Genomic DNA, 22,131 nt, shown 5'->3' on the forward strand with positions numbered 1-22,131 from the left:
CGGCACACTCGATTGAGGGAAGACACCCAGGCCATGCGGTTGCTGAAACGGCACAGGCCCCTGTGGAGCGAGGATCGTCGGATCCCCGTGCGGTGGTTGCGGAATCGCGGGCTGAGAAGTAGACCCGGACGACGCCGGATCCTCGCCCGGCGCCCCAGCCGACTCCCACCAGCGATCGACGTTGTCTGCCACGTCCCAGTCCTTCCTCACACCCGCCTCGCCGATCTCCCTCGAGCAGGCGTCCCGCTCAGCGTAACGGCGCAACCCCGTAAACGAGAGCCGCGCGTGCCGCTGCAGGCACCTGCCATCCCATTCATGGACGGCCGATCACCACGCTCCTATGGCGCGAAATCTGCCGACGTCCCGTCCTGAGAGCGCGGGATCTTGGTCGAGGCGCATGCCCGTCCCAATGCGCGGGGAGGCAGGGTGGGCCGATCGGGCGACTAGCGCGTGGACGACGTGATCTGGTCGGCCGCGGCGGCGGTGGCGGCTCCGAGACCGGTGACCTGGGCGGCGGTGAGGCGGGAGTCGGGGCAGGTTACTACCGAGGCAATGACGGCGCCGGTGGTGTCGCGGATGGGGGCGGCGACGGTGAGGACGGCGTTGTCGGGGCCGAGTTCGCCGGGCAGGTAGTCGATGGTGATGAGTTCGGTGATGACAGAGCCGAGTTGGGCGCGCAGAGCGGCGGTGATCGGCGTGTCACGCAGGGCCGCAAGGGCTTCCAGCATCGGCGTCGAATCGTCGACCAGTCGCTCGACGGAATAGCCGCGGGCGCGGATCTCGGTGAGGACGTGTGCGAGGCGCTCACGGTGTGTGGGGTCGGCGCCGGTGAGCCAGGCGCGTTGTTCGGATTCCGGTGCCCAGGCGACGAATTCGCGGCAGACGGGTGGGGCGAGCGGCAGCCGCCGACCGGGCCGGATCCAGGTCGCCGACGGGTCGCCGACGAGTTCGGTGACCACGATGTTCGCCCCGTCGCGTTCGGCGAGGAAAACAGGTGCCGACACCTGGTCCGCCAGCGCGCGCAGGACAGGGGCGGCGGTGCGGCGCAGCGGGAACGCGGCTTCGGCGCGACGGGCGACGGTGAGCAGCCGCAGACCGATGCCGTAGCAGCCGTCGCCGTCGCGCACGGTCCACCCGTCGGCGGTGAGCTGGGTGAGCACGGCGTGGGCGGTGGCGCGGGAGATCCCGGCTTCGCGCACGATGCGGGCCAGCGTGAGCCGCTCGGTGGCGTGGCGCGAGAGCAGCTCGAGCACCTTCACCACCCGCTGGGTCGGGGCCGAGACGACGCTCGAATCCGGCTCGGCCGACGCCGGATCCGACGTCACCTCTTGACCGGCGCTCTCGGCCCGGCTTATCGTCGGTGTCACAATACCGAACGATAGCGTCGATTATTCGACAGCGCAACCCCGGGCGTGAGCCCGCCGGGAAGGTGGACAGTGCAGACGGGATACGAGTTGACCCACCTGGCGGCCCTGGAGGCCGAAGCGGTGCACATCCTGCGCGAGGTGGCGGCCACCTTCGAACGACCGGTGCTGCTGTTCTCCGGCGGGAAGGATTCAGCGGTGCTGCTGCATCTGGCGCGGCGCGCGTTCTGGCCCGCGCCACTGCCGTTCCCGCTGCTGCACGTGGACACCGGCCACAATTTCGACGAGGTGCTCGCCTTCCGCGACCGCACCGCCGACCGCACCGGCGCCCGCCTCCTCGTCGCGAAGGTCCAGGACGACATCGACGCGGGCCGCGTGGTCGAACGCCCCGGCGGCACCCGCAACCCTTTGCAGACCACCACCCTGCTGCGCGCTATCGGTGAGCACCGTTTCGACGCCGTGTTCGGAGGCGCACGCCGCGACGAGGAGAAGGCACGCGCCAAGGAACGGGTGTTCAGCTTCCGCAATCGTTTCGGCGAATGGGAGCCGCGCGCCCAGCGTCCCGAGGTCTGGAACCTCTACAACGGCAGGCATCAGCCGGGCGAGCACATCCGGGTGTTCCCGCTGTCGAACTGGACCGAGCTCGACGTGTGGGAATACATCGACCAGGCAGCCGTCGAACTGCCGTCGCTGTACTACGCGCACCGCAGGCGGGTGATCGAGCGCGACGGAATGCTGCTGTCCGCGACCCGTTTCGTCACCGAGGCACCCGGCGAGCGCGCCTTCGAGGCCACTGTGCGTTTCCGCACCGTCGGCGATGCCACGTGTACCGGATGCGTCGAGAGCACCGCCGCCACCCCGGCACAGGTGATCGCCGAGATCGCGGCCACCCGGCTCACCGAGCGCGGCGCCACCCGCGCCGACGACCGGATCTCCGAGACCGGGATGGAAGACCGCAAGCGAGAGGGCTATTTCTGATGCGCCGCAATCTGTTACGCCTGGCCACCGCCGGCAGCGTGGACGACGGGAAGTCCACCCTCATCGGTCGCCTGCTCTACGACTCGAAATCCCTCTTCGACGACCAGCTCGCCAACATCGAGCGCCTCAGCACCGAAAGGGGCAGTGCCACCACCGATCTCGCGCTGCTCACCGACGGTTTGCGAGCCGAACGCGAGCAGGGCATCACCATCGATGTCGCCTACCGCTATGTGACCACCCCGCGCCGCAAGTTCGTCATCGCCGACACACCCGGTCATGTGCAGTACACCCGCAATATGGTGACCGGCGCGTCCACCGCCGATCTCGCCCTGATCCTGGTCGACGCCCGCACCGGCGTCAGCGAGCAAACCCGCCGTCATGCCTTCCTCGCCACCCTGCTCGGCGTCCCGCACCTGGTGGTGTGCGTGAACAAGATGGACCTGGTCGACTGGTCGGAGGAACGTTTCACCGAGATCAGGGAGGAATTCTCCGCGTTCGCCGCGAAATTGACCGTCGGGGACCTCAGTTTCGTGCCCGTCTCGGCCCTGCACGGCGACAACGTGGTCGACAGCTCACCGCAGCTGGCCTGGTACCCGGGTCCGCCGCTGCTGCGCCACCTCGAGGACGTGCACATCGCCTCGGACCGCAACCTCATCGACGCACGGCTCCCGATCCAGTACGTGATCCGCGCCGAACAGGGGTCGGCGCAGCGCAGTTACGCAGGCACCGTGGCGGGCGGCATCTTCAAACCGGGCGACGAGGTGGTGGTTCTGCCCGCCGGTCACGCCTCGCATGTGCGGGAGATCTGGGGTCCGGGCGGCACGAAAGTCGAGGAGGCGTTCACGGGGATGGCGATCTCGCTGACCCTCGACGACGACATCGATATCGGCCGGGGCGACCTGCTGGCTCGCCCGGGCAACTCCCCACACCAGAGCACCGAACTCGACGCCATGCTGTGCTGGTTCTCCGAAACGACCCGACTGCGCGCCGGCGACAGCCTGCTCGTCCGCACGGCCGCACAGACCGCGCAGGCCGAGGTCGTCGCCATCGACTACCGGCTCGACGTGAACACCCTGCATCGGGTCTCGGAGGTGGAGGCGTTGTCGCTCAACGACATCGCCAGGGTCCGGCTGCGCGCCCGTCGCCCGCTGCTGTCGGATCCCTACCGGGAGAACCGGCGCACCGGCAGCTTCATCCTCATCGACCCGCGCACCGACGAGACGGTCGCGGCGGGGATGGTCACCGGTCGCGAAACGGTCGAGGTGTCGAGCACACGCACCGGTCCGGTGACGTGGCATCGCTCGGCGGTGACGCGTGCCGAGCGCACACACCTCGGGGCGACGATCTGGCTGACCGGCCTGTCGGGTTCGGGGAAGTCGACCGTCGCCGTGGAACTCGAGCGCCTGCTCGTCGAGGCCGGTCGCCCCGCCTACCTGCTCGACGGCGACAATCTGCGCCACGGCCTCAACGCAGGACTCGGCTTCTCCCCCGCCGACCGGGACGAGAACGTGCGCCGAGTCGCCGAGGTCGCCGCCCTGTTCGCCGACGCCGGAAACGTCGCCGTCGTGTCGGTCATCAGCCCGTTCGCCGCGCAACGCGACCACGCCCGCACCGTGCACTCCGACCGGGATCTCCCCTTCCACGAGGTGTTCGTCGACACCCCGCTGGCCGAATGCGAACGCCGCGACCCGAAGGGCCTCTACGCCAAGGCCCGTGCGGGTGAACTGCCCGGTTTCACCGGCATCGGCTCCCCCTACGAGCGGCCCGCACAACCCGACCTGGTCATCACCCCCGACCTCGGCTCCCCCGCCGAGAGCGCCGCCCATATCCTCCGAGAGCTAGGGGTCACAATCCGTTGAACCAACCGAGTACCACCACTGCCGACACGGGCGCACCGCCCGATTCGCTCACCGCCCCGTTTCTCGCCGCCGTCGCCCAGGCCGAAACACTCATCGCCGGTGCGGAATTCGTGCGCAGCGACACCGACCGCGCCGAAGGCTACGACTACCTCGCCGCCAGTATCGCCGCCTGCCTTCGCCTCTCGGGTGCCCACGGCACCTCGCACCCCTACTTCGTGTCTTCCACCGGCCCGTACGCCAAGATGGGCCTGGACAACCCGGACACCCTCTACTACCACGCGAATATCGAGCCGACCGCCGAGTATGTGGTGAGCGGGGTGCGTGGCAGCACCGTCGACCTGAGTTTTCAGGTACTCAAGGGTGACTACACGGCCACCGACGTGCCCGGCGGGGCCGATGCCTTCGACGACCGGCGGATCCCGATCGCCCCGGACGGCAGCTTCTCGATCCGGTTCGGTCCGGCGAAAGCCGGTGCGGGCGAGGACTATTTCCCGCTCGGCGAGGGCGCCTCGATGCTCGCGGTGCGCGAGGTCTACAGCGACTGGACCGAACGCAAGGGCTCGATCCGCATCGAACGGGTCGACACCGTCGGCACCGCACCGGACGAACCTGATCTGGCCCGGTTGCGCAAGCGCTATCGGGCGGCCGGGAACATGCTGCTCACCCGGGTGCACACCTGGTTCAACTTCCCCAAGTGGTTCTATCTCGACCTGCCGGTGAACACCCTCACCGCACCACGGCTCACCCCGGGCGGTCTCAGCACCCAGTACTCCTCGGTGGGACATTTCGACCTCGCCGACGATCAGGCCCTGGTGATCACCGTGCCGAAGTCCGACGCGCCCTACCAGGGGTTCCAGCTGGGCAGCCTCTGGTACATCTCACTGGACTACGTGAACCATCAGACGAGCCTCAATCATGCCCAGGCACAGGTGGATCCGGACGGCATGATCCGCATGGTGGTGAGCAACCGCGATCCCGGCATCACGAACTGGATCGAGACCACCGGCCGCACGCGAGGCATCCTGCAGTTCCGGTGGCAGCGCACCGACCGGCCCATGACCGAAGCCGACGGCCCGCGTGTGGAACTCGTCGACGTCGCCGATGTCCCCGCGCACCTGCCGTACCACGACCACAACCGGATCGACGCCGCCGCGTGGCGTGACCGGATCGCCGCCCGGCAGCGGGCTTTCGCCGAGAGGATGCTGGGATGAGCCTGCTGGACGGGAAAGTTGTCGTCGTCTCCGGTGTGGGGCCGGGGCTCGGCCGGTCGATCTGCACGGAAGCCGCGGCAGCGGGTGCGAAGGTGGTCCTCGCGGCTCGCACCGAATCGCGGCTGCAGGAGGTGGCCGCCGAGATCGACGGCGAAACACTCTGCGTCCCCACCGACATCACCGACGACGCCGCGGTGCGCGACCTCGTGTCGCGCACGGTCGAGAAGTTCGGCCGCGTCGACGCGCTGGTGAACAACGCGTTCTCGGTGCCATCGATGAAGCCGCTCGAACGCACCGATTACGACCAGATCCGCGACAGCCTCGATCTCACCGTGCTGGGCGGTCTGCGGATGACGCAGGCGTTCACGCCCGCCCTGTCGGAGTCCAACGGCGCCGTGGTGATGATCAATTCGGCGGTGGTACGCCACAGCGAACCCCGCTACGGCAGCTACAAGCTCACCAAAGCCGCGCTGCTGGCGATGTCGCAGACCCTCGCCACCGAGCTGGGTGGCAAGGGCATCCGGGTGAACAGTGTGCTGCCCGGCTACATCTGGAGCGACCAGTTGAAGTGGTACTTCGGCCAGATCGCCGAGAAGTACGGCATCACCGTCGAGCAGGTCTACGAACAGACGGCTGCCCGATCCGATCTGAAGCGGCTGCCCGAGCCGGCCGAGATCGCCCGTGCCGTGGTGTTCCTCGCCTCGGACTGGGCGAACGCGATCACCGGCCAGACCCTCGACGTCAACTGCGGCGAATACCACAACTGATCAGGAGTTTCCCTCGATGACTGTGCGCACCGATGTCGGCACCGTAGCCGACCTGCACGCCTCGGCAACCAAACTCACCGGCCTCACCGATTTCGGCCCCGACGACTACACCGAAGCCCTCGGCGTGCTGCTCGATTCCTATCGCGACGAGGCCGGTCTCACCGAACTCGGGTCCAAGATGTCGCGGTTCTTCCTGCGCGGCACCTTGATCGCTCGCGCCCTGAGCGAGGCCGCGTGGGCCGCGAACCCCGACTTTGCCGAAACACCGGTCACCCGGCCGATTTTCGTCACCGGGCTGCCACGCACCGGCACCACCGCACTGCACCGCCTGCTCGCGGCCGACCCCGCCAACCAGGGACTGGAGATGTGGCTGACGGACTTCCCGCAGCCCCGGCCGCCGCGGGAGAGCTGGGCGGACAATCCCGCCTATCAGCAGATCGACGCCGGGCTGCGCCAGCATCAGGTACAGAACCCGGAATTCATGGGCCTGCACTACATGAGCGCCGCCGATGTCGAGGAATGCTGGCAATTGCTCCGCCAGTCCGTGATGTCGCACTCCTACGAGTGTCTGGCGTACCTGCCGAGCTATTCGCAATGGCTCACCACCCAGGACTGGACGCCCGCCTACGCCCGGCACCGGCGCAACCTGCAGCTCATCGGGATGAACGACTCCCGCCGCTGGGTGCTCAAGAATCCCAGTCACCTGTTCTGTCTGGACGCCCTGCTCGCCGTCTACCCCGACGCCGTCGTCATCCAGACCCATCGCGACCCCGCGACCGTGATCCCCTCGGTCTGCAGCCTCAACGAGCACGCCACCCGTGGTTGGTCGACCGTCTTCACCCCGGAGGTGATCGGCCGCACCCAGCTCGACCTGTGGTCGCGCGGGTTGCGCGAGTTCACCGCCGCGCGCGCCCGCCACCCCGAGGCCCACTTCATCGATATCGACTTCGCCGAACTTCGCTCCGACCCGGTCGGCACCGTCGAGACGATTTACCGGTCCATCGGCACCGACCTCACCCCGCAGGCCCGCGCGGCCGTCCTCGCCCTGGACGCCGAAAGCCGCACGGGTGCACGCAAACCCACCCACCGCTACTCGCTCGCCGACTACGGGCTCACCGAGGACATGGTCGCCGAGCGCTTTTCCGGCTGATCGTGGGGGGGCGGCGGGTCTAGCGGGCGCTCCACCCGCCGTCCATCACATACGACGACCCGGTCACCATGCCCGCCGCGGCCGAGGACAGCCACGCCACCAGCTGGGCCACCTCCTCGGGCTCGATCAGGCGTTTGATCGCGCTCTCGGTGAGCAGCACCTGTTCGACCACCTGTTGTTCGGGGATGCCGTGGACGAGGGCCTGATCGGCGATCTGTTTGTCCACCAACGGTGTTCGCACATATCCGGGGTTCACGCAGTTGCAGGTGACGCCGTGCGGGCCGGCCTCGAGCGCCGTCACCTTCGACAGGCCCTCCAGCCCGTGCTTGGCCGTGACGTAGGCGACCTTGAACCGGGAGGCGCGCAGCCCGTGGACCGAGGAGATGTTGACGATGCGGCCGAATCCGTTGCGGTACATGTGCGGCAGTGCCGCGCGGATCAGCAGGAACGGTGCCTCCACCATCAGCGTTTGCATGGTCCGGAACCGTTCGGGCTCGAACTCCTCGATCGGGCTGACGGTTTGGATACCGGCGTTGTTGACGAGGATGTCGGTGTCCAGGCGCAGTTCGGCGAGCGCGTCGACCTCGCGCAGGTCGACACACCAGGCGTGGCCGCCGATCTCGTGGGCGACGGCTTTCGCGCCGTCACCGTCGAGATCGGCGACGGTGACCTCGGCGCCGCGGGCGGCGAGGACCCGCGCGCAGGCGGCGCCGATCCCGCTCGCGGCACCGGTGACCAGCGCGGTGCGGCCGGTGAGGTCACTCATGCCGCAAGCCGTTTCGGCGCGTTGGTGTCCGCCAGATCAACGGTCTCGAGGTCGATCCCGCGCGTCTCCCGCGCACACAGCACCGCGATCACCGTGACCGTCGCCGCCACCGCGAGGTAGACCGCGATCGGCACCGACGAACCATAGGAGTCGAGCAGGCGCACCGCGATGATCGGCGCCAGCGAACCGGCCACGATCGAGGTCACCTGATATCCCAATGACACACCGGAATACCGCATCCGGGTGGGGAACATCTCGGCCATCATGGCGGGCTGGCCGGCGTACATGAACCCGTGGAAGACGAGACCGACGATGATGGCGGACAGAATCACTACGCTGTGCCCGCTGTCCATCATCGGGAACGCGAAGAACCCCCAGGTTCCGCCTGCGACGGCACCGGCCAGGTACACCGGCCGACGCCCGACCCGGTCACCGAGGTATCCGGCGAGCGGGATCACCGCGATGTGCACGGCGTGGGCGATGAGCAACCACCACAGGATCGTGGTCGTATCGGCGTGTACCTGCACCTTGAGGTAGGTGATCGAGAAAGTGACCACCAGGTAGTACATGATGTTCTCGCCGAAGCGCAGCCCCATGGCGGTGAAAACCCCACGCGGGTAACGGCGCAACACCTCGAACGGGCTGAACGAGGTGGCCTTGGTGTGCTCGAGCGCCTGCTGGGCTGCCAGGAAGATCGGCGCGTCGGTCACCTTCGTCCGAACGTAGTAGCCGACGAGCACCACCACCGCCGACAACCAGAACGCGACCCGCCAGCCCCAGCTCAGGAACGCCGCGTCCGACAGCGTCGAGGTGAGCACCAGCAGCACGATGGTGGCGAGCAGGTTGCCCGCGGGCACTCCCGCCTGCGGCCAGCTCGACCAGAAGGCGCGGCTGCGGCTGGGGCTGTGCTCGGCGACCAGCAGCACCGCACCACCCCATTCACCACCGACCGCGAAGCCCTGAACGAAGCGCAGTGTCACGAGCAGCGCCGGTGCCCAGTAACCGATTTGGGCGAACGTGGGCAGACAGCCCATCAGGAACGTCGCCGCGCCGACGAGCACGAGACTCGTCTGCAGCAGCTTCTTGCGCCCGTAGCGGTCACCGAAATAGCCGAAGACGATGCCGCCGAGCGGGCGCGCCGCGAAACCGACCGCGTAGGTGACGAACGCGGCGAGGATCGCGTCCAGGTCGCTGGTCCCCTTCGCGAAGAACACCTTGCTGAACACCAGGGTGGCGGCGGTGCCGTAGAGGAAGAATTCATACCACTCGACGACGGTGCCCGCCATCGAGGCGGTCACCACCCGCCGTAGCCCGGACGGTGTCTCCTCCGGTGTGTCACCGGTGGGCCGGGTCGCGCTGCTGACGCTCATCGCACTACTCCTTCACGCGCTGTGAGCTGACTCACATTCCATGCGAGGAGTATTCGTGCAGAAGTCTTTCGGTCGCAATGCCCAGTTTCGCAGCGGCTATCTGCGAATATGCAGATATGAGCCGTTCCGTCGCGTCGTCCGGGCGCAGGCCTAGTGCCGATGATTTGCTCGTACTGCTCGCCGTCGGCCGGTCGGGGCGGTTCGTCACGGCCGCAGCCGAACTCGGGATCAACCACACCACCATTTCCCGGCGCATCGCCGCACTCGAGGCGGCGGTGGGCGGGCGGGTACTCACGAAAGTGGCAGGTGGTTGGGAGCTCACCGACCTCGGTCGCGAGGCTCTCGTAGCTGCCGAGACGGTCGAAGCCGCGGTGCGCTCACTCGGTTCCCCGGGCGGGGAACGCACTCTCGAAGGGGTGGTGCGGCTCTCGGCGACCGACGGGTTCAGCGCCTATCTGGCCGCGCCCTCGGCGGCGCGGGTGCAGCGCCGCCACCCCGGCATCGCGGTGGAGATCGTCGCCGCCACCCGCCGCGCATCCACCCAGCGAACCGGCCTCGATCTCGAGGTGGTCGTCGGCAGACCCCAGGTACACCGGGCCGAGGCCATCGAACTCGGCGACTACTGTCTCGGCCTCTACGCCGCCCAGGACTACCTCGACGCCCACGGCGCCCCCACGACCATCGACGACCTCGCCGGCTATCCGCTGGTCTATTTCATCGAGTCGATCCTGCAGGTCGACGACCTCGACGTGGCCACCAGCTTCGCGCCGACCATGCGCCAATCCGTCTCCTCCACCAACGTTTTCGTCCATGTGGAAGCCACCCGCGCGGCCGCCGGCATCGGCCTGCTCCCCTGCTTCATGGCCGACCGCCACCCCGACCTCGTCCGGGTCCTGGCCGACGAAGTCCGGGTCCAGCTCACCTATTGGCTGGTCACCCGACCCGAGACCCTGCGCCGCCCCGAAGTCGCCGCCGTCGTCGACGCCCTGCGCACCACCGTCCGCGAATGCCGCGCCACCCTCCTCGGCATCCCCGAAGCGTGATGGTCCCGCTACCGACCGGCGGCCCAGTTTCTGGATGATGTAGCGCAGGTTCGCGGCCACAACACTTTCCGGAATCCGCCCACAGTTCCGTCAGACGAAGAGGCAGGCGATCAAGAATGCTGCGACGGCTGTCCAGAGGAGGTAGCCGAGGTGGGTCCGTGAGTTCCGGATGGCATCGTCGATGGTGTGGGCTGCTGTGAGGCGGCCGGTGAAATCCGGTGGTGCCGCGTCGAGCGCCTCGTCGAAGCCGTCGGCGGCGACGATCACGCGCAGCGAACGCCTCTGCGCGGCAAGCAGTTTGCCGCGATAGCCGCCGACCGCGGTCAATTGGTCACCCGCCAACCCGGCGGTGATCGCGCAGGACGGGTCGATCCGGCGGCGCACCACACGCCCTCGTGACATCAGATAGTCGAGGGCGACGGCGAACGCCGCACCCGAGGACGCGCCGCTGATGTCGTTGACCGGGGCGCCACCTTCGAGCGTGAGCGACCACAACACGCTCGCCTCGGTGCCCGCGATCCTGCTGACCTGCCAGGCGTCGACCAGCGCGTCGCAGAATTCCGCGTCGGCCTGCAGGAAGCTCATGCGGGCCGGGTCCGGATGCAAACCGCTCGGACCACCGTCGACCTGCGCCAATTCCAGGACGGCGACGTGTCCCTGACCGTAGGCGTCGACGAACAGGACGCGTATCGCACTGGTGTGCAGGGTGACCGGCCTGCGGCCTGCCAGTTCGAGGGCGGCGAGCGTCGCGAATCCGTGCGCGGGATGGTCACGGTGTTCGGCGAGATGTCCGAGCACGGACGCGAGCTCGTTCTGCCCGGCGCCGATCGGGACGTCAGCAGTGGTGGAGGAAGGTGTCGAGCACAAGGTCGCGCGATCGGCATGCGTGAGAAGACGCTGGACGGCGCTACCGGTATCGGTCACACCGGCCAGTGCGCATGCCAGCGCACCCAGGGCCCGCGCGGCCGAGAGTTCGGCGGTGTCGCGCCTGCTGTGGTCGCCGGGCGACTCCGCTTCCTCGGCAAGCAACTCGTCCTCGTCGAGGCTTTTCCAGCGTGCCAGCGATGCACGCGCCAGCACCTCGGTTTCCCGCCGGGGTGCCAGCAGCTCCCGAGCTGTCGTACCACCCGCGAGGACGGCGGCTCGACAACATCGCAACCAGTGCTGTCGCGCTCCGACCAGCATGTCGAGCACGACATGGTCGGGAAGGTAGCTCAGGTCGTCCGCCGCGCCGGTGGATCCGTGCGTGACGTGCGACGGGCCTGGGGGACCGACGGCATCTGTCGAAAGTCCGAGCATGGGTGCGCTCCTTACCGAGCCGGGCGGAGAATCCCGCGAGCGGGAGAACTCAGTGTCGCGCCGCAACAGGACCTGTCCACAGTCCGTCGGTGCCAAGGCCCTGACATACAGTGCCAACCCGTTGTCACCCTGTGGGACAGGGGTTTACGAAAGTACGGCCGGGGAGGGTGTTCGACCACTCCTGTGGGGTGATGGGTGCGGTGCCGGTGGCGCAGATGCGGGCCGCTTCGGTGGTGGCGTCGGTGCGCCAACGACGCAGGGTGCCGTCGGTGGCGGATTCGACGAGGACGGTTCCACCGGCCGCGAACGCGAGCATTGTTTTCTGCCAGTGCCTTTCGCCGTGGTGCAGGGCGGCGTAGACGGTGGGCGCGGCGGGGTCGGTGTAGTCCCAGATTTCGATGCGGTCCCGGGCGAGATCGTCGACGGCGAGGCGGGTACCGGTGTGGTCGAAGGCGACCGAACCCACGGAGCCACGTGCGGCGACGGGAATCGGCAGGGGCCGGGGGCCGCCTGGTTCGCCGAGGCGATAGACGAAGGCTCCGGCGCGGGTGCCGACGGCGAGGATGTTGTCTGTTGTGACGGCCAGCGACATATCCTGACCAGCCGTTGGCAGGCCGGACAGTTCCGCCACGGGTCGGGCGTCGGGCCCGCCGCTCAGGTCGTAGACCGTGACATGCCCGGTGCGGTGACTGCCGACGGCCAGCCTCGATCCGTCGGGACTCACGGTGAGTGCGGTCGGATAGCCGTGCCCGAATCGCAGTGTGGACCGGAGCTCGGGACCGCCGGGCCGGGTCAGGTCCCACTGTTCCACCGATGACGTCAGACCCCGCCCCACGGCCAGGGTGCCGTCCGGGCCGAAGACGACACCTCGCGTGTCGACCAGGCCGTTGTCGATCGGCCGTCCCAACGGCTTCGGGGTGGGCTCGGTGATGTCCCAGACCTGGATGGCGCGTTCGTTGAGGGTGGCCACTCGTGTCCCATCAGGGCTGAGCACCACGGTGTCGAAAAGGCCCGAGGGGTCGCCGTCCACGGAGTCTCGTCCCGTGGCCGCGGGGGTTCTCGACAGTGCGCGCAAGCGCGGCAGCAACGCGTCGGGCAACACACCGGGAGCCGGCGCGGATACGTCTTGGGGAAGCCTGAACAGCGTCCGCGGTCCGAGTTCGGCGGCCTGGCCCGCGAGGTCGAAAACGTGGACGGCGCGGTCGAATCCGGAGGTCACCAGTGCGCGCCCGCCGCGGAACACCTCAACCCGCGCCACGGATCCTCCGGGGAATCGGGCGAGCACCGCACCGGTGTCGAGATCGAGGAGACGAGCACGGGAATCGCCGCCGACCACCACGGCCGTGCGGCCGTCCCCGGTCGGCGCCACGTCGAAGTACTCGTTGGCGCCTCGCGACATCGCGCGCAGCGGTTCGGGCCGGGCGATGTCGGCGCCCAGACGCCACCTGGCGATCTCGCCGGGGTTGAGCCCCACCGAGAGCACGTCACCGTCGACATCGACCGACCTGATCTCGGCGCCGTGCGATCGGTCGGCCGACATCTCGAAAGCGGGACGGACCGGATCCAGAGCTGTTGCGTCCCAGCCCCGTACGGTCGTGGTCCACGTTGTGTTGACGATCCGGGAACCGGCCGCGACGAGGACCCGGTCGTCGGCCGCGACGAACGCGTGGTTACCGGGAACAGTCAGCGCGGGTTGCGGCACAGGGTGCGCGGGATCGGCACCGAATCGCCAGGACAGCACCGTTCCACCGTGGGTGCCGATCGCCAGCAGATCGTTGCCGGGACCGAAGGCCAGTGACCAGGGCAGATGATCCGCCAACGCGAATTCGGTTGTCCGCCGGGGGTTCTCCGCAATGCTCCACAAGACCGCCGAGCGTTCACCAGCCACCGCAAGCCAACGCTGGTCCGCGCTGATGGCCAGTGCCCGCACCGGACCGGCCACCGCCGCGAACGCCGGCATTCGAGTCACCCCGGAATCATCGACCCGGACGAGCTGCACGGTGCCGTCGCCGTTGCCGATCGCGATCATGTCGCCACCGACGCTGGTCGCCAGCCGTGGCGGGTCGATACCGGCCGAGGCTCCGTCACCGGTTACCCCGGGCAGGATCCGGATCGGCGTGCCGAGAGCCGAGAACTCCAGCAGGGCCGATCGGGCATCTGTCGTGGCGCTCGTACGCACCGCCGCGAGGGCGACGAGTTGCGACAGCGCGGGGTCGAACTCGGCACCACCCCGGGCCACGCCCGCGAACAGCCGGGAATTCGATTCGGCTCTGGCAGCGGCATTATCGGCCCGGACCCGGGCCAGACCGGTCACCGAGAGCACCGCGAGCAGGACGGCCAGCACACCGGCGACAGAGACCAGCCACAGCGCCATATTCGGTCTGCTGCGCGTGCGCGCCACAGCTTCGGTGACCGTCGCGGCCGCCGCGATGCGGTCGAGGAAGTTCTCCGGCGCCTGCCGCCGCGCCTCTTCGTACCCGGCGGCGGCAACCACCACCCGAAGCGAAGCGCGCTGCGCGGCAGCGAGTTTGCCCGCATATCCGCCGACCGGGGTCAGTTCCGTTTCCGACAGGCCCGCCGTCACCGCGCAGGCCGAGTCGAGCCGGCGCACCCGCAGCCACCGGACCAGCTGGTGGCGTGGGGCCAGGTCGTCGAGCGCGACAGCCATCGCCGCGGCCATCGACGCACCGTTGATGTCGTTCTCGGGCGCGCGGCCCGCCCCGGTCACCGACCACAGCACGCAGGCGCCGGTCGCGGCCGGTCGGCTCACCTCCCACGCCCGCGTGAGACTGTCGGCGAACTCGCGATCCGCCTGCAGGAACGACATGGCGGCCGGATCCGGGTGCAACCCGCTCGGCCCTTCGCGCACCTGCTCCAATCGCAGCACGCCGACTCGTCCGGCTCCCCCGATGTCGACGAACAGCACACTGACCCGTGTGGTCCGCACCGTCGGTGGGCGCCGACCGGCCAGTTCCAGCGCGGTGACGATGCCGTAGCCGCGTGAGGGCCTGCCACCCTGGCCGAGCAGGTGCAGCACCACCTCGGCCAGCGGGTCGTCGCCACCGGTGATCGGGCCGGCGGGGAGCAATTGGGTACCGGCCGAATGCAATCCGGCCCGTTCGGTGTGCCGCAGGAAGACCGCACACGCCTCGGCGATGTCGCGCGCGCCGGTCAGGGCCTGGGCGAGGGCGGCGACCGCGTGGGCCGCCGACACATCGGCGGTGACCCGATCACCCTCGAGATCGGGGTTCTCCGATTCCTCTTCCAGCGGGTCGTCGCCTGCCTCGAGGTGTTTCCACCGCGCCAGCGAATGCCGTGCCAGCACACCGGTTTCGCGGCGCAGGTCGAGCAGCGCCAAAGCCGCCTCGGGGCCCTCGGCGACCGCTTCCCTGCACAGTGCCAACCACCGCTGCGGCGCTCCGGTGAGCTCGGACAACAGCGCGTCGTCGCGCTGGAACTCCGACTGTCCGGTCATCGTCGGCCCTCGACCGCAGCGGGGCGGGTCGCGTTCACCACGGCCGGATAAGCTCGACAGCGATGCGCATCAACGACCTTCCCGGGGGAACCATCTTGTCGAGAACACTCCTTGTCGGTGCTGCGCTGTCCGGTGCGGCGATCACCGCCCTGCTCGGCACCGGTTGCTCCACCGGGGACAGTTCGGCCATGCCCGTGGCCGGTGCCAACACTCCCACATCGACACCGCCGCCACCACTGCTGTCGGCCGACGACGTCGAGCAGCTGTTCGCGCGCATGCTCGACCCACGGGTCCCGAACTCCGAAAAGCTCGGTCATGTGCAGGGCATCGCCGACGATCCGGGTCTGCCCAACCGCATCGCCGAAGCACCGGGCCGGAACAACGCGACCGTCACCGTTACCATCGCCGGAACCAGACTAGGTGCGCCGGGCATGCTGGCCGAGGGCACCGGGACGATGAATACCGCGACCAGCCCGTTGATCGTGCCGTTCGTCGCCGAGGACGGGAAGTGGAAGATCGAGAAGGCCTGGTATTGCCAGATCGCGTTCTCGATGATGGTGTCCTCCCCCACCTGCCCGTCCTAGCTCACATTCGTCGTGCGAACCGGTCGGGCGGGCAACGGCATCTGTGTAGGAGCCCGTTTCCCCTCAGCAGGAGGCTCCCGCTGTGACCCGTGTCGTCCGGTCGTTTCCTGGTCCGCCGACCGGCGCGCGGGCGATACGACACCAGGCCGGTTCGGCATCGAGCTGCCCGGTCCAGACCGTCCGCTACGCGAATTCTCATCGGGCACTGCGGCATTCGGCACTGTCGCCGACGAAGTGGGGGCACGGGTTGACTTCTGACTCCTTGGATACCTGGCTCGGCGCCACCTGGAGCGCCGTCCCCGCACCGCTGCGCCTCGCGGTGGTGGAACACATCTTCGGCGCCGATCTGGTCACCATGTCGACCTATGCGGCGGCCAAGGCGCGGTATGTCGTCGAGCGGGTCGACCCCGACATGCGTTCGGACTTCGAGGACGTCGCCCAGGACACCATGGTCGCGTTGACGGCAACCTTGCCCACCGAACGTATCCGGCACTGGAAGACCCATGTCCTGCAGCAACTCCAGTGGCAGGTGCTGCAGAACAGAAGGCGCCGCACAGCGGAGAAACGTCATCCGGGACGCCGGGTCGACTACGAATCCACCGCGCTCGTCGTCGAAGACCACACACTTGTCGGCGGCGAGGACCGGCTGGCCGACCGCGCCGTCCTGCGGGACGCGCTCGACGCGATCCCGCACTCCGAGACCGCCGCCGTGCTGCGCGCGACCTTCGTACTCGCACCCGACGGCACCTACACCGACGTGCAGACGACCAAAGAGGTCGCCGAGGACCTGAACTTCAGTCAGGAGAAGGTCAAACGGCTGCGCGCGGCGGGAACGAAGATGCTGCGCGAAGCCCTGCGCGCCCAGCTCGACGCCCGCGACCAGGACTCCGAGGAGGCATCGTGACGACGCGCGATCATCGACCCGCACGGCTGGACCTGCCCGTCGACATCGACGTGCTGCTCGCGCTCGCCGACGACTCCGAACCCGATGCCGAGGCAGCCGCCGCGGGCACCCGCATCGCGGACCGCCTCCTGGCGGCAGACAACGCGACACCGGAACCACCTTCCCTGGCCGCCCGACGCGCCGTGATGCGGGTGCCCGGGTGGACGGTGCGGCCGCTGGCTGCCTCCTCCCGGGACGGAGCACCATCGAGCCGGGTCGTCCAGAAACAGATCGACCAGGAGCTCGGCATCGAATTCACCCGTACCCCCGCCGGTACCGAGCAGACACGGATCTCGGTGCAATCGTTCGGTCCCGACACCGCGGCAGGCGATGTGGTCCGCGTGGCGGTGCATGCGGGCGAGGAACGAACCGAAGTCCTCGTCGTCCTGTATACGGATGCCGACGGGTCGCTCACCGGTCAGATCGTCACCCGCGCACTGACTTTGGCCGAGCACCTGGAGATCTCCATCGTGCCGGGCACGGCGCTGGGCCACACGCATACGGCGGCGATCACCGACGCCGTGCGGTGTTCGTTGACGGCCGGACGCAACGCGTGGCGGCGGGTCGCCAAGGGGCTGCCGGTCGGCGACCCGGTTCGGTCGGCGATCGTCGCCGGATTGAGCTGAGTGCCAGGAACGGCCCCGGCGCGGCGGACAGGTCGTGGGTGAGGAGACCCCCCAGCGATCTCCTCACCCACGACACGAGACGCGTCGGGGGCAGTGCCGACGACTGGTCTCGTCATCAGTGATGCGATACGGCCCCCGATCGGTTCGCTGTCGGGTGGAGTTCGGCAAAACGCCTATTCGCAGTCTTCGCATGGCGTGGTGTCGCGGGCGGTCCATCGTCGGAGTTGCGACGAACCGATCGCGCCGTAGTCCGCATCGATAGCGGTGGCAGGGGGAAGAATCCGGGGGTACGTGATGACGAACGACGCTGATCGACGGCTGGAAATGGCTGCGGCGGCGGTCTTCACACTGGATTCCTATGCCCGCGCACGGCTCGATTCGCTCGCCGGATCCGCGACTACGCGGGCATATATCCTGCGGCGAGAGACGGAGGCAACGCACACACGGCGGGTCGCGGCAGCCCATGCGGTCGCCGACGCGCGGGTGCGCGACTGTTGTACCCGCGCGCGGGCGGCGGTGGAGAAGCGGGCAGGTGGGTCCGATGCAGGCTCACCAGTGGCGGACTGTTCGGTTCGGATCGGCGAATTGTCGTTCGGCCCGGATAGTGTTGTCCCGCTGGTGGTTCCGCTGCTCGGCCAGGGGAGCCTGGTGGTTTCGGGCGGTGCGCCCGGGGTGGTCGGCGAGCTCTTCGCCGCGATCGTGGATCGTGTGCGAGCCGTCGTGCGGTCGCTCGATGTGCACTGCTTCGATCCAGCAGGGCGAGGGCATCTTCAGCGGGCAGCACAGCGGCGCCGGAACAATTCGCTGACCTGGTCCACGGGCTGACCCGTACGCGGGCCACATCCGCTCGACTGCTCGTCGTGCTCGACTATCCGCGTGGCATGGATGACGACACCGCCACGGCACTCACCGAGCTGATGAGGACCAGACGCGAGCACGGGGTGAGCATCCTCCTCCACCACGATCCGGAACACCGCGATTCGTGCGCGGGACTCGACTTCTCACGACCCCTGCGCGGGTATGGAAACGACTTCGTCTGGCAGGCGTGCCCACCCGGGCGAGTCGATCTCGATCCGTCGAATGTCTCGGTGGCAGTGCCGGATTCACACCGTAACTACCTCGACTACCTTTCGGAGCTGGCCGAGATCGTGACGATCGCGCGCACTCGCGACGACGAGATCACCGCAGCCGACCACCAGCTCCAAACCGGCACGGCCGCGCTCGCCCGTCACCTGCTCGAACTGGACGACCGTGAACGGCACCACCGTGCGGTCATCGACGCACAAGAACGTACGGCATGCCGACTCCTGCTCTCCGTGCGACGCGGCGACCTGATCCACGAACCGGAACCGACACCTCCGACGACTGTCCTGTCGACTGAGGAACTGCTCAGGGCCCTCGAAGTGGCAGTGCACGAACTGCGCCGCCAGGTCGAGGCCCAGCCGGCACCCGACAGGACCGCTCCGGCATAGCGGCTTGCGCCCGGGGAGCACGCCGGGAGCACCCCACCGGTCTAGTGGTGCGTCCTGGCGGCAGACTCGGTACCGGCGCTCATCGCGGCCAAGTCCTCGGCCACGGCATCCCACAGCGCGCCGTACTCGGGCACAAGGGTGCGGACGTGCGTCAGGGTCGGATAGTCGTTCGGGTCGAATGCCAGATGCCCCGGACGACCGCCCGGCATGGCGGTGTCGGGCCAGCGACGGGCCGGTGCGTTCGACGCGGAGTCGTCGACGAACAGGATCTGCGCCTGCCCCTGTGCGCCGATCTTCCACACAGCGCGGGTCGACGCGGAAATGGTCACGGGCATGAAGTCCTCCGATGGCCATGGATAGCGACAACGGGATCGTAAGACAGCCAAGGCGTTTCACGGAGTGTCGCGCCCCCGCCCGGTCGCGGCCGCGTTCACCGGCGGAACAGCGCCCGACCATTTCTAGAACACGTTATAGTTTTCGGATGCGGCAAGGACAACCCGCCGCACGAAAGGTGGTACAGGTGCTGACCTGGGACGATGAAGCCGATGTCGTCGTTGTCGGATACGGCGGCGCGGGGGTTACGACGGCGCTCGCCGCTCGCGAACGCGGCGCGGATGTCCTCGCCATCGACCGGTACCTCGGCGGCGGCGCGACAGAGCTGTCCGGCGGAATCATCTACGCCGGGGCGGGCACCTGGGTGCAGCACGCCGCCGGGATCGATGACGACGCCGACAATATGTTCGCCTACCTGCAGGCCGAGGTCGGCGACGCGGTGAGCGCGCAGACGCTGCGCCGCTTCTGCGAGGAGTCCCCCGCACTCGTCGACTGGCTCACCGAACACGGCGTGCCGTTCGAGGCGTCGGTGTGCCCGTACAAGACCTCCTACCCCACCGACGACTACTACCTCTACTACTCCGGCAGCGAAAATGCCGGTGGTTACCGGGAACTCGCGAAACCACGTCAGCGCGGACACCGCGCCCACGGACCTGGCGTCTCGGGCAAGGCGGTGTTCCGCCCACTGGCACGGTCGGCTGCCGCACGCGGCGTCCGGGTCCGGACCGGAACCACAGCGACTCGGCTCGTGGTCGAGGACGGCCGGGTGACCGGCATCGAAGCGGTCACCCTCGACGGCGCACCCGCCGCCGTCCGACGACGTTTCGCGGCACTGGCACGAATCTCGTCGAAACCCGGCGTGTACCACCAAGGCCTGCGCCGGGCCGTGCAAGCGCTGATCGCACGGATCGAGCGCAAACACGGTGTGCCGGTGCGCATCCGGGCCCGCTCCGGCGTCGTGCTCACCACCGGCGGATTCATCGCCAACGCGGCGATGGTCGCCCGGCACAGTCCCCACTACCCGTGGGCGCAGGGTCTGCCGCTGGGGTCGGCCGGGGACGACGGCAGCGGCATCACGATGGCCGAGGAGATCGGCGCGGCCACCGGCAAGATGGACGCGATGTCGGCATGGCGTTTCATCGGCCCGCCCAGCGCCTTCTACGGCGCGATCGCGGTGAACACCGAAGGCAGTCGCATGGTCGACGAATCACGCTACGGCGCGGCACTGGGCGCCGCTATCGCCACCGCCCCCGGACACCGCGCCTGGCTGCTCGTCGACGCCGAGCTCGCCGCCGAAGCACGCACCCAGATCGCCGGCCAGTCGGTGTGGTTCCAGCGCATGCAGACCGAACGGCTCCTCCGATTCGGCCGCACCACCGGCCGCACCATCGAAGAAGCCGCGACACGGGCAGGCGTCGACCCCGCAGGCCTGCGCGCCACCGTCGACGCCCACAACCAGGCCATCGAGCAGGGCGCCCCCGACCCACTCGGCAAACCCGACGACATCCGCCGCCCGATCCACACCGGCCCCTACGCCCTACTCGACATCTCCTTCGCCGCCCGCCTCACCTACCCGATGCCGATGCTCACCCTCGGCGGCCTCCTCGTCGACGAACACACCGGCGCCGTCCGCACCGAAACCGGCGACACCATCCCCGGCCTCTACGCCGCCGGCCGCGCAGCAGTCGGCATCTGTTCCAACGGCTACGTCAGCGGGTTGTCCCTGGCGGACTGCGTCTTCGCCGGTCGCCGTGCGGGAACTCACAGCGTCCAGCACGTCGCCCAGAACTGAACTACTCGCGTATCACCGAGCGCTGAGCGTCGTGATCGGTCTCCCTGGATCGCCTCCGAATCAGGGAGACCTGACGGGCCCTAGGATTCGGCGCCTGACGGCACTGTCCAACTCATCCGAACCTCCAACAAAACCGCAGGTCAGATAGGCGATTTGGTTTACGACAATCAGTCGGATAATCTTTTGGCACACCAGCAAGTCCGGGTGGCGGAATGGCAGACGCGCTAGCTTGAGGTGCTAGTGCCCGTATTAGGGCGTGGGGGTTCAAGTCCCCCTCCGGACACCAGTGCTAACACAATTATGTGTTTGCATATATCTTCTCGATGCTCCAGGTGCAGACCTCGCACCTGGAGCATCGGCATTTGTAGGCCCGTGCAGCGGCTACCCTGTGAGTAGGTGAACATCTCCGCGTGATTCGACGCGCTGGCGGGTCTCGGTCTCGTCCAATGGTCGGTCCAGGTCAGATTTCGTCTCAACCCATGGGTGGCCGCACCACCGGCAGTCCGGCCGGTGTGTTGGTCGAGCGATCGTCGAACGCCCACCTCGTGGTGCTCGGCGCCGCCACTCGCGCGCACACGATCCGGCACCTCGGAACGACCCTGCTCGCGGTGACCTCTCACGCACGCGGCGCTGTGGCGGTGGTGCGCGGCACCGACCCGAATCGCCGTACCGGCCCCGTCGTCGTCGGTGTGGACGGCAGTTCTGTGGGCGAGCCGGCGATCGGCGCCGCCTTCGCCGAAGCATCTCACCGCCGAACCGAACTCGTCGCCGTCCACGCCTGGAGCGATCTGTCCAGAGGCGAGTACGGCGGCACCGACTACCTCGACATGCCGATCGAAGGCTTCGAAGCGGCCGAGCAGGCCCTACTGGCCGAGCGGCTGGCCGGTTGGTCCGAAAAATACCCCGACGTCGTGGTCCGTCGCGAAGTCGATGTGTCCGGGCCACGCGAACGGCTGGCCGAGTGGTCGAAGACGGCGCAACTACTCGTGGTCGGCAGCCGAGGTCGCGGCGGATTCCGCGGCTTGCTCCTGGGTTCCACCAGCAACTGGTTGGTTCAGCACGCCGACTGCCCGGTCATGGTCGTGCATCCGGACTGAAT

19 protein-coding genes and 1 tRNA gene are annotated in these 22,131 nt (G+C 68.4%); 14 read left to right on the forward strand and 6 right to left on the reverse strand.

Annotation, left to right across the window (positions count from 1 at the left end; all coding sequences use genetic code 11):
- Nucleotides 1-443: 443 nt before the first annotated feature.
- Nucleotides 444-1,367 carry an IclR family transcriptional regulator gene (locus HYG95_RS00460; protein ID WP_370465627.1) on the reverse strand — a complete coding sequence of 308 codons (924 nt, stop codon included), beginning with the start codon at nt 1,365-1,367 and terminating at the stop codon, nt 444-446.
- Nucleotides 1,368-1,436: 69 nt separating this feature from the next.
- On the opposite strand from HYG95_RS00460, the gene cysD reads away from it, so the two are divergent.
- From cysD to HYG95_RS00485, 5 genes are read left to right on the forward strand one after another with little or no spacing between them, the layout of a single operon-like run.
- Nucleotides 1,437-2,342, forward strand: a complete 906-nt coding sequence (gene cysD / locus HYG95_RS00465) for a sulfate adenylyltransferase subunit CysD (RefSeq protein ID WP_181696017.1) — start codon at nt 1,437-1,439, stop codon at nt 2,340-2,342.
- Nucleotides 2,342-4,201, forward strand: a complete 1,860-nt coding sequence (gene cysC, locus HYG95_RS00470) for an adenylyl-sulfate kinase (protein WP_181696018.1) — start codon at nt 2,342-2,344, stop codon at nt 4,199-4,201. Before cysD ends, cysC begins: the two co-directional genes overlap by 1 nt.
- Nucleotides 4,198-5,412 carry a hypothetical protein gene (locus HYG95_RS00475; protein ID WP_181696019.1) on the forward strand — a complete coding sequence of 405 codons (1,215 nt, stop codon included), beginning with the start codon at nt 4,198-4,200 and terminating at the stop codon, nt 5,410-5,412. Before cysC ends, HYG95_RS00475 begins: the two co-directional genes overlap by 4 nt.
- Entirely contained in the window at nt 5,409-6,179 is a 771-nt protein-coding gene (locus HYG95_RS00480) for an SDR family oxidoreductase (protein ID WP_181696020.1), read from the forward strand. The genes HYG95_RS00475 and HYG95_RS00480 overlap by 4 nt, the downstream gene beginning before the upstream one ends.
- 16 nt (nt 6,180-6,195) lie before the next feature.
- Nucleotides 6,196-7,329 (forward strand): sulfotransferase, encoded by a 1,134-nt coding sequence (locus HYG95_RS00485; RefSeq protein WP_181696021.1) that lies wholly within the window; start codon nt 6,196-6,198, stop codon nt 7,327-7,329.
- A 19-nt stretch (nt 7,330-7,348) separates the two neighbouring features.
- Here the strand turns inward: HYG95_RS00485 and HYG95_RS00490 are convergent, their stop codons facing one another.
- The gene (locus tag HYG95_RS00490; protein ID WP_181696022.1) at nt 7,349-8,095 is read right to left on the reverse strand and encodes a 3-hydroxybutyrate dehydrogenase; all 747 of its coding nucleotides are present in this window, start codon (nt 8,093-8,095) and stop codon (nt 7,349-7,351) included.
- Nucleotides 8,092-9,465: an MFS transporter gene (locus HYG95_RS00495; protein ID WP_181696023.1), complete on the reverse strand. Its 1,374-nt coding sequence runs from the start codon at nt 9,463-9,465 to the stop codon at nt 8,092-8,094. The genes HYG95_RS00490 and HYG95_RS00495 overlap by 4 nt, the downstream gene beginning before the upstream one ends.
- A gap of 116 nt (nt 9,466-9,581) precedes the next feature.
- Between HYG95_RS00495 and HYG95_RS00500 the strand changes: the two genes are divergently transcribed.
- The gene (locus HYG95_RS00500; RefSeq protein WP_255494916.1) at nt 9,582-10,508 is read left to right on the forward strand and encodes a LysR family transcriptional regulator; all 927 of its coding nucleotides are present in this window, start codon (nt 9,582-9,584) and stop codon (nt 10,506-10,508) included.
- A 90-nt stretch (nt 10,509-10,598) separates the two neighbouring features.
- On the opposite strand, the gene HYG95_RS00505 is transcribed toward HYG95_RS00500, so the two are convergent.
- Both HYG95_RS00505 and HYG95_RS00510 read right to left on the reverse strand, forming a co-directional pair.
- Complete coding sequence (locus HYG95_RS00505) at nt 10,599-11,807, reverse strand: hypothetical protein (protein ID WP_181696025.1); 1,209 nt, start codon at nt 11,805-11,807, stop codon at nt 10,599-10,601.
- 124 nt (nt 11,808-11,931) lie between these two features.
- Nucleotides 11,932-15,282 carry a WD40 repeat domain-containing protein gene (locus tag HYG95_RS00510; RefSeq protein ID WP_181696026.1) on the reverse strand — a complete coding sequence of 1,117 codons (3,351 nt, stop codon included), beginning with the start codon at nt 15,280-15,282 and terminating at the stop codon, nt 11,932-11,934.
- Between the two features lie 62 nt (nt 15,283-15,344).
- Between HYG95_RS00510 and HYG95_RS00515 the strand changes: the two genes are divergently transcribed.
- The 5 genes from HYG95_RS00515 (at nt 15,345) to HYG95_RS00535 (ending at nt 18,907) form a co-directional block, all read left to right on the forward strand.
- Entirely contained in the window at nt 15,345-15,866 is a 522-nt protein-coding gene (locus HYG95_RS00515) for a hypothetical protein (protein WP_181696027.1), read from the forward strand.
- Nucleotides 15,867-16,113: 247 nt separating this feature from the next.
- Nucleotides 16,114-16,770, forward strand: coding sequence for a sigma-70 family RNA polymerase sigma factor (locus tag HYG95_RS00520; RefSeq protein ID WP_181696028.1), 657 nt, complete (start codon nt 16,114-16,116; stop codon nt 16,768-16,770).
- A complete protein-coding gene (locus tag HYG95_RS00525) occupies nt 16,767-17,435 on the forward strand; it encodes a hypothetical protein (protein ID WP_181696029.1) in 669 nt (222 codons plus the stop codon). The genes HYG95_RS00520 and HYG95_RS00525 overlap by 4 nt, the downstream gene beginning before the upstream one ends.
- Nucleotides 17,436-17,729: 294 nt before the next feature.
- Nucleotides 17,730-18,260, forward strand: coding sequence for a hypothetical protein (locus tag HYG95_RS00530; RefSeq protein WP_181696030.1), 531 nt, complete (start codon nt 17,730-17,732; stop codon nt 18,258-18,260).
- 56 nt (nt 18,261-18,316) lie between these two features.
- Complete coding sequence (locus HYG95_RS00535; RefSeq protein WP_181696031.1) at nt 18,317-18,907, forward strand: hypothetical protein; 591 nt, start codon at nt 18,317-18,319, stop codon at nt 18,905-18,907.
- 41 nt (nt 18,908-18,948) lie between these two features.
- Here HYG95_RS00535 and HYG95_RS00540 read toward each other — a convergent pair whose 3' ends face one another.
- Entirely contained in the window at nt 18,949-19,242 is a 294-nt protein-coding gene (locus HYG95_RS00540) for a hypothetical protein (protein ID WP_181696032.1), read from the reverse strand.
- Nucleotides 19,243-19,388: 146 nt separating this feature from the next.
- Between HYG95_RS00540 and HYG95_RS00545 the strand changes: the two genes are divergently transcribed.
- The 3 genes from HYG95_RS00545 (at nt 19,389) to HYG95_RS00555 (ending at nt 22,129) form a co-directional block, all read left to right on the forward strand.
- Nucleotides 19,389-21,032 carry an FAD-binding protein gene (locus tag HYG95_RS00545; RefSeq protein WP_181696033.1) on the forward strand — a complete coding sequence of 548 codons (1,644 nt, stop codon included), beginning with the start codon at nt 19,389-19,391 and terminating at the stop codon, nt 21,030-21,032.
- Nucleotides 21,033-21,230: 198 nt separating this feature from the next.
- Nucleotides 21,231-21,318: transfer RNA gene (locus HYG95_RS00550), tRNA-Leu, on the forward strand.
- A gap of 193 nt (nt 21,319-21,511) precedes the next feature.
- Nucleotides 21,512-22,129, forward strand: coding sequence for a universal stress protein (locus HYG95_RS00555; RefSeq protein ID WP_255494917.1), 618 nt, complete (start codon nt 21,512-21,514; stop codon nt 22,127-22,129).
- Nucleotides 22,130-22,131 lie beyond the last annotated feature (2 nt).

The sequence above is a fragment of the Nocardia sp. GTS18 genome (assembly GCF_013839555.1).
GTDB classification, from domain to species: domain Bacteria; phylum Actinomycetota; class Actinomycetes; order Mycobacteriales; family Mycobacteriaceae; genus Nocardia; species Nocardia rosealba.

What these genes read in the sequence shown, in the direction of transcription:
- cysC (WP_181696018.1), top strand. Translation starts at nt 2,342, where the DNA reads ATGCGCCGCAATCTGTTACGCCTGGCCACCGCCGGCAGCGTGGACGAC.
- HYG95_RS00480 (WP_181696020.1), top strand. Translation starts at nt 5,409, where the DNA reads ATGAGCCTGCTGGACGGGAAAGTTGTCGTCGTCTCCGGTGTGGGGCCG.
- HYG95_RS00485 (WP_181696021.1), top strand. Translation starts at nt 6,196, where the DNA reads ATGACTGTGCGCACCGATGTCGGCACCGTAGCCGACCTGCACGCCTCG.
- HYG95_RS00490 (WP_181696022.1), bottom strand. Translation starts at nt 8,095, where the DNA reads ATGAGTGACCTCACCGGCCGCACCGCGCTGGTCACCGGTGCCGCGAGC.
- HYG95_RS00495 (WP_181696023.1), bottom strand. Translation starts at nt 9,465, where the DNA reads ATGAGCGTCAGCAGCGCGACCCGGCCCACCGGTGACACACCGGAGGAG.
- HYG95_RS00500 (WP_255494916.1), top strand. Translation starts at nt 9,582, where the DNA reads ATGAGCCGTTCCGTCGCGTCGTCCGGGCGCAGGCCTAGTGCCGATGAT.
- HYG95_RS00505 (WP_181696025.1), bottom strand. Translation starts at nt 11,807, where the DNA reads ATGCTCGGACTTTCGACAGATGCCGTCGGTCCCCCAGGCCCGTCGCAC.
- HYG95_RS00510 (WP_181696026.1), bottom strand. Translation starts at nt 15,282, where the DNA reads ATGACCGGACAGTCGGAGTTCCAGCGCGACGACGCGCTGTTGTCCGAG.
- HYG95_RS00515 (WP_181696027.1), top strand. Translation starts at nt 15,345, where the DNA reads ATGCGCATCAACGACCTTCCCGGGGGAACCATCTTGTCGAGAACACTC.
- HYG95_RS00530 (WP_181696030.1), top strand. Translation starts at nt 17,730, where the DNA reads ATGACGAACGACGCTGATCGACGGCTGGAAATGGCTGCGGCGGCGGTC.
- HYG95_RS00535 (WP_181696031.1), top strand. Translation starts at nt 18,317, where the DNA reads ATGGATGACGACACCGCCACGGCACTCACCGAGCTGATGAGGACCAGA.
- HYG95_RS00540 (WP_181696032.1), bottom strand. Translation starts at nt 19,242, where the DNA reads ATGCCCGTGACCATTTCCGCGTCGACCCGCGCTGTGTGGAAGATCGGC.
- HYG95_RS00545 (WP_181696033.1), top strand. Translation starts at nt 19,389, where the DNA reads ATGCGGCAAGGACAACCCGCCGCACGAAAGGTGGTACAGGTGCTGACC.
- HYG95_RS00555 (WP_255494917.1), top strand. Translation starts at nt 21,512, where the DNA reads ATGGGTGGCCGCACCACCGGCAGTCCGGCCGGTGTGTTGGTCGAGCGA.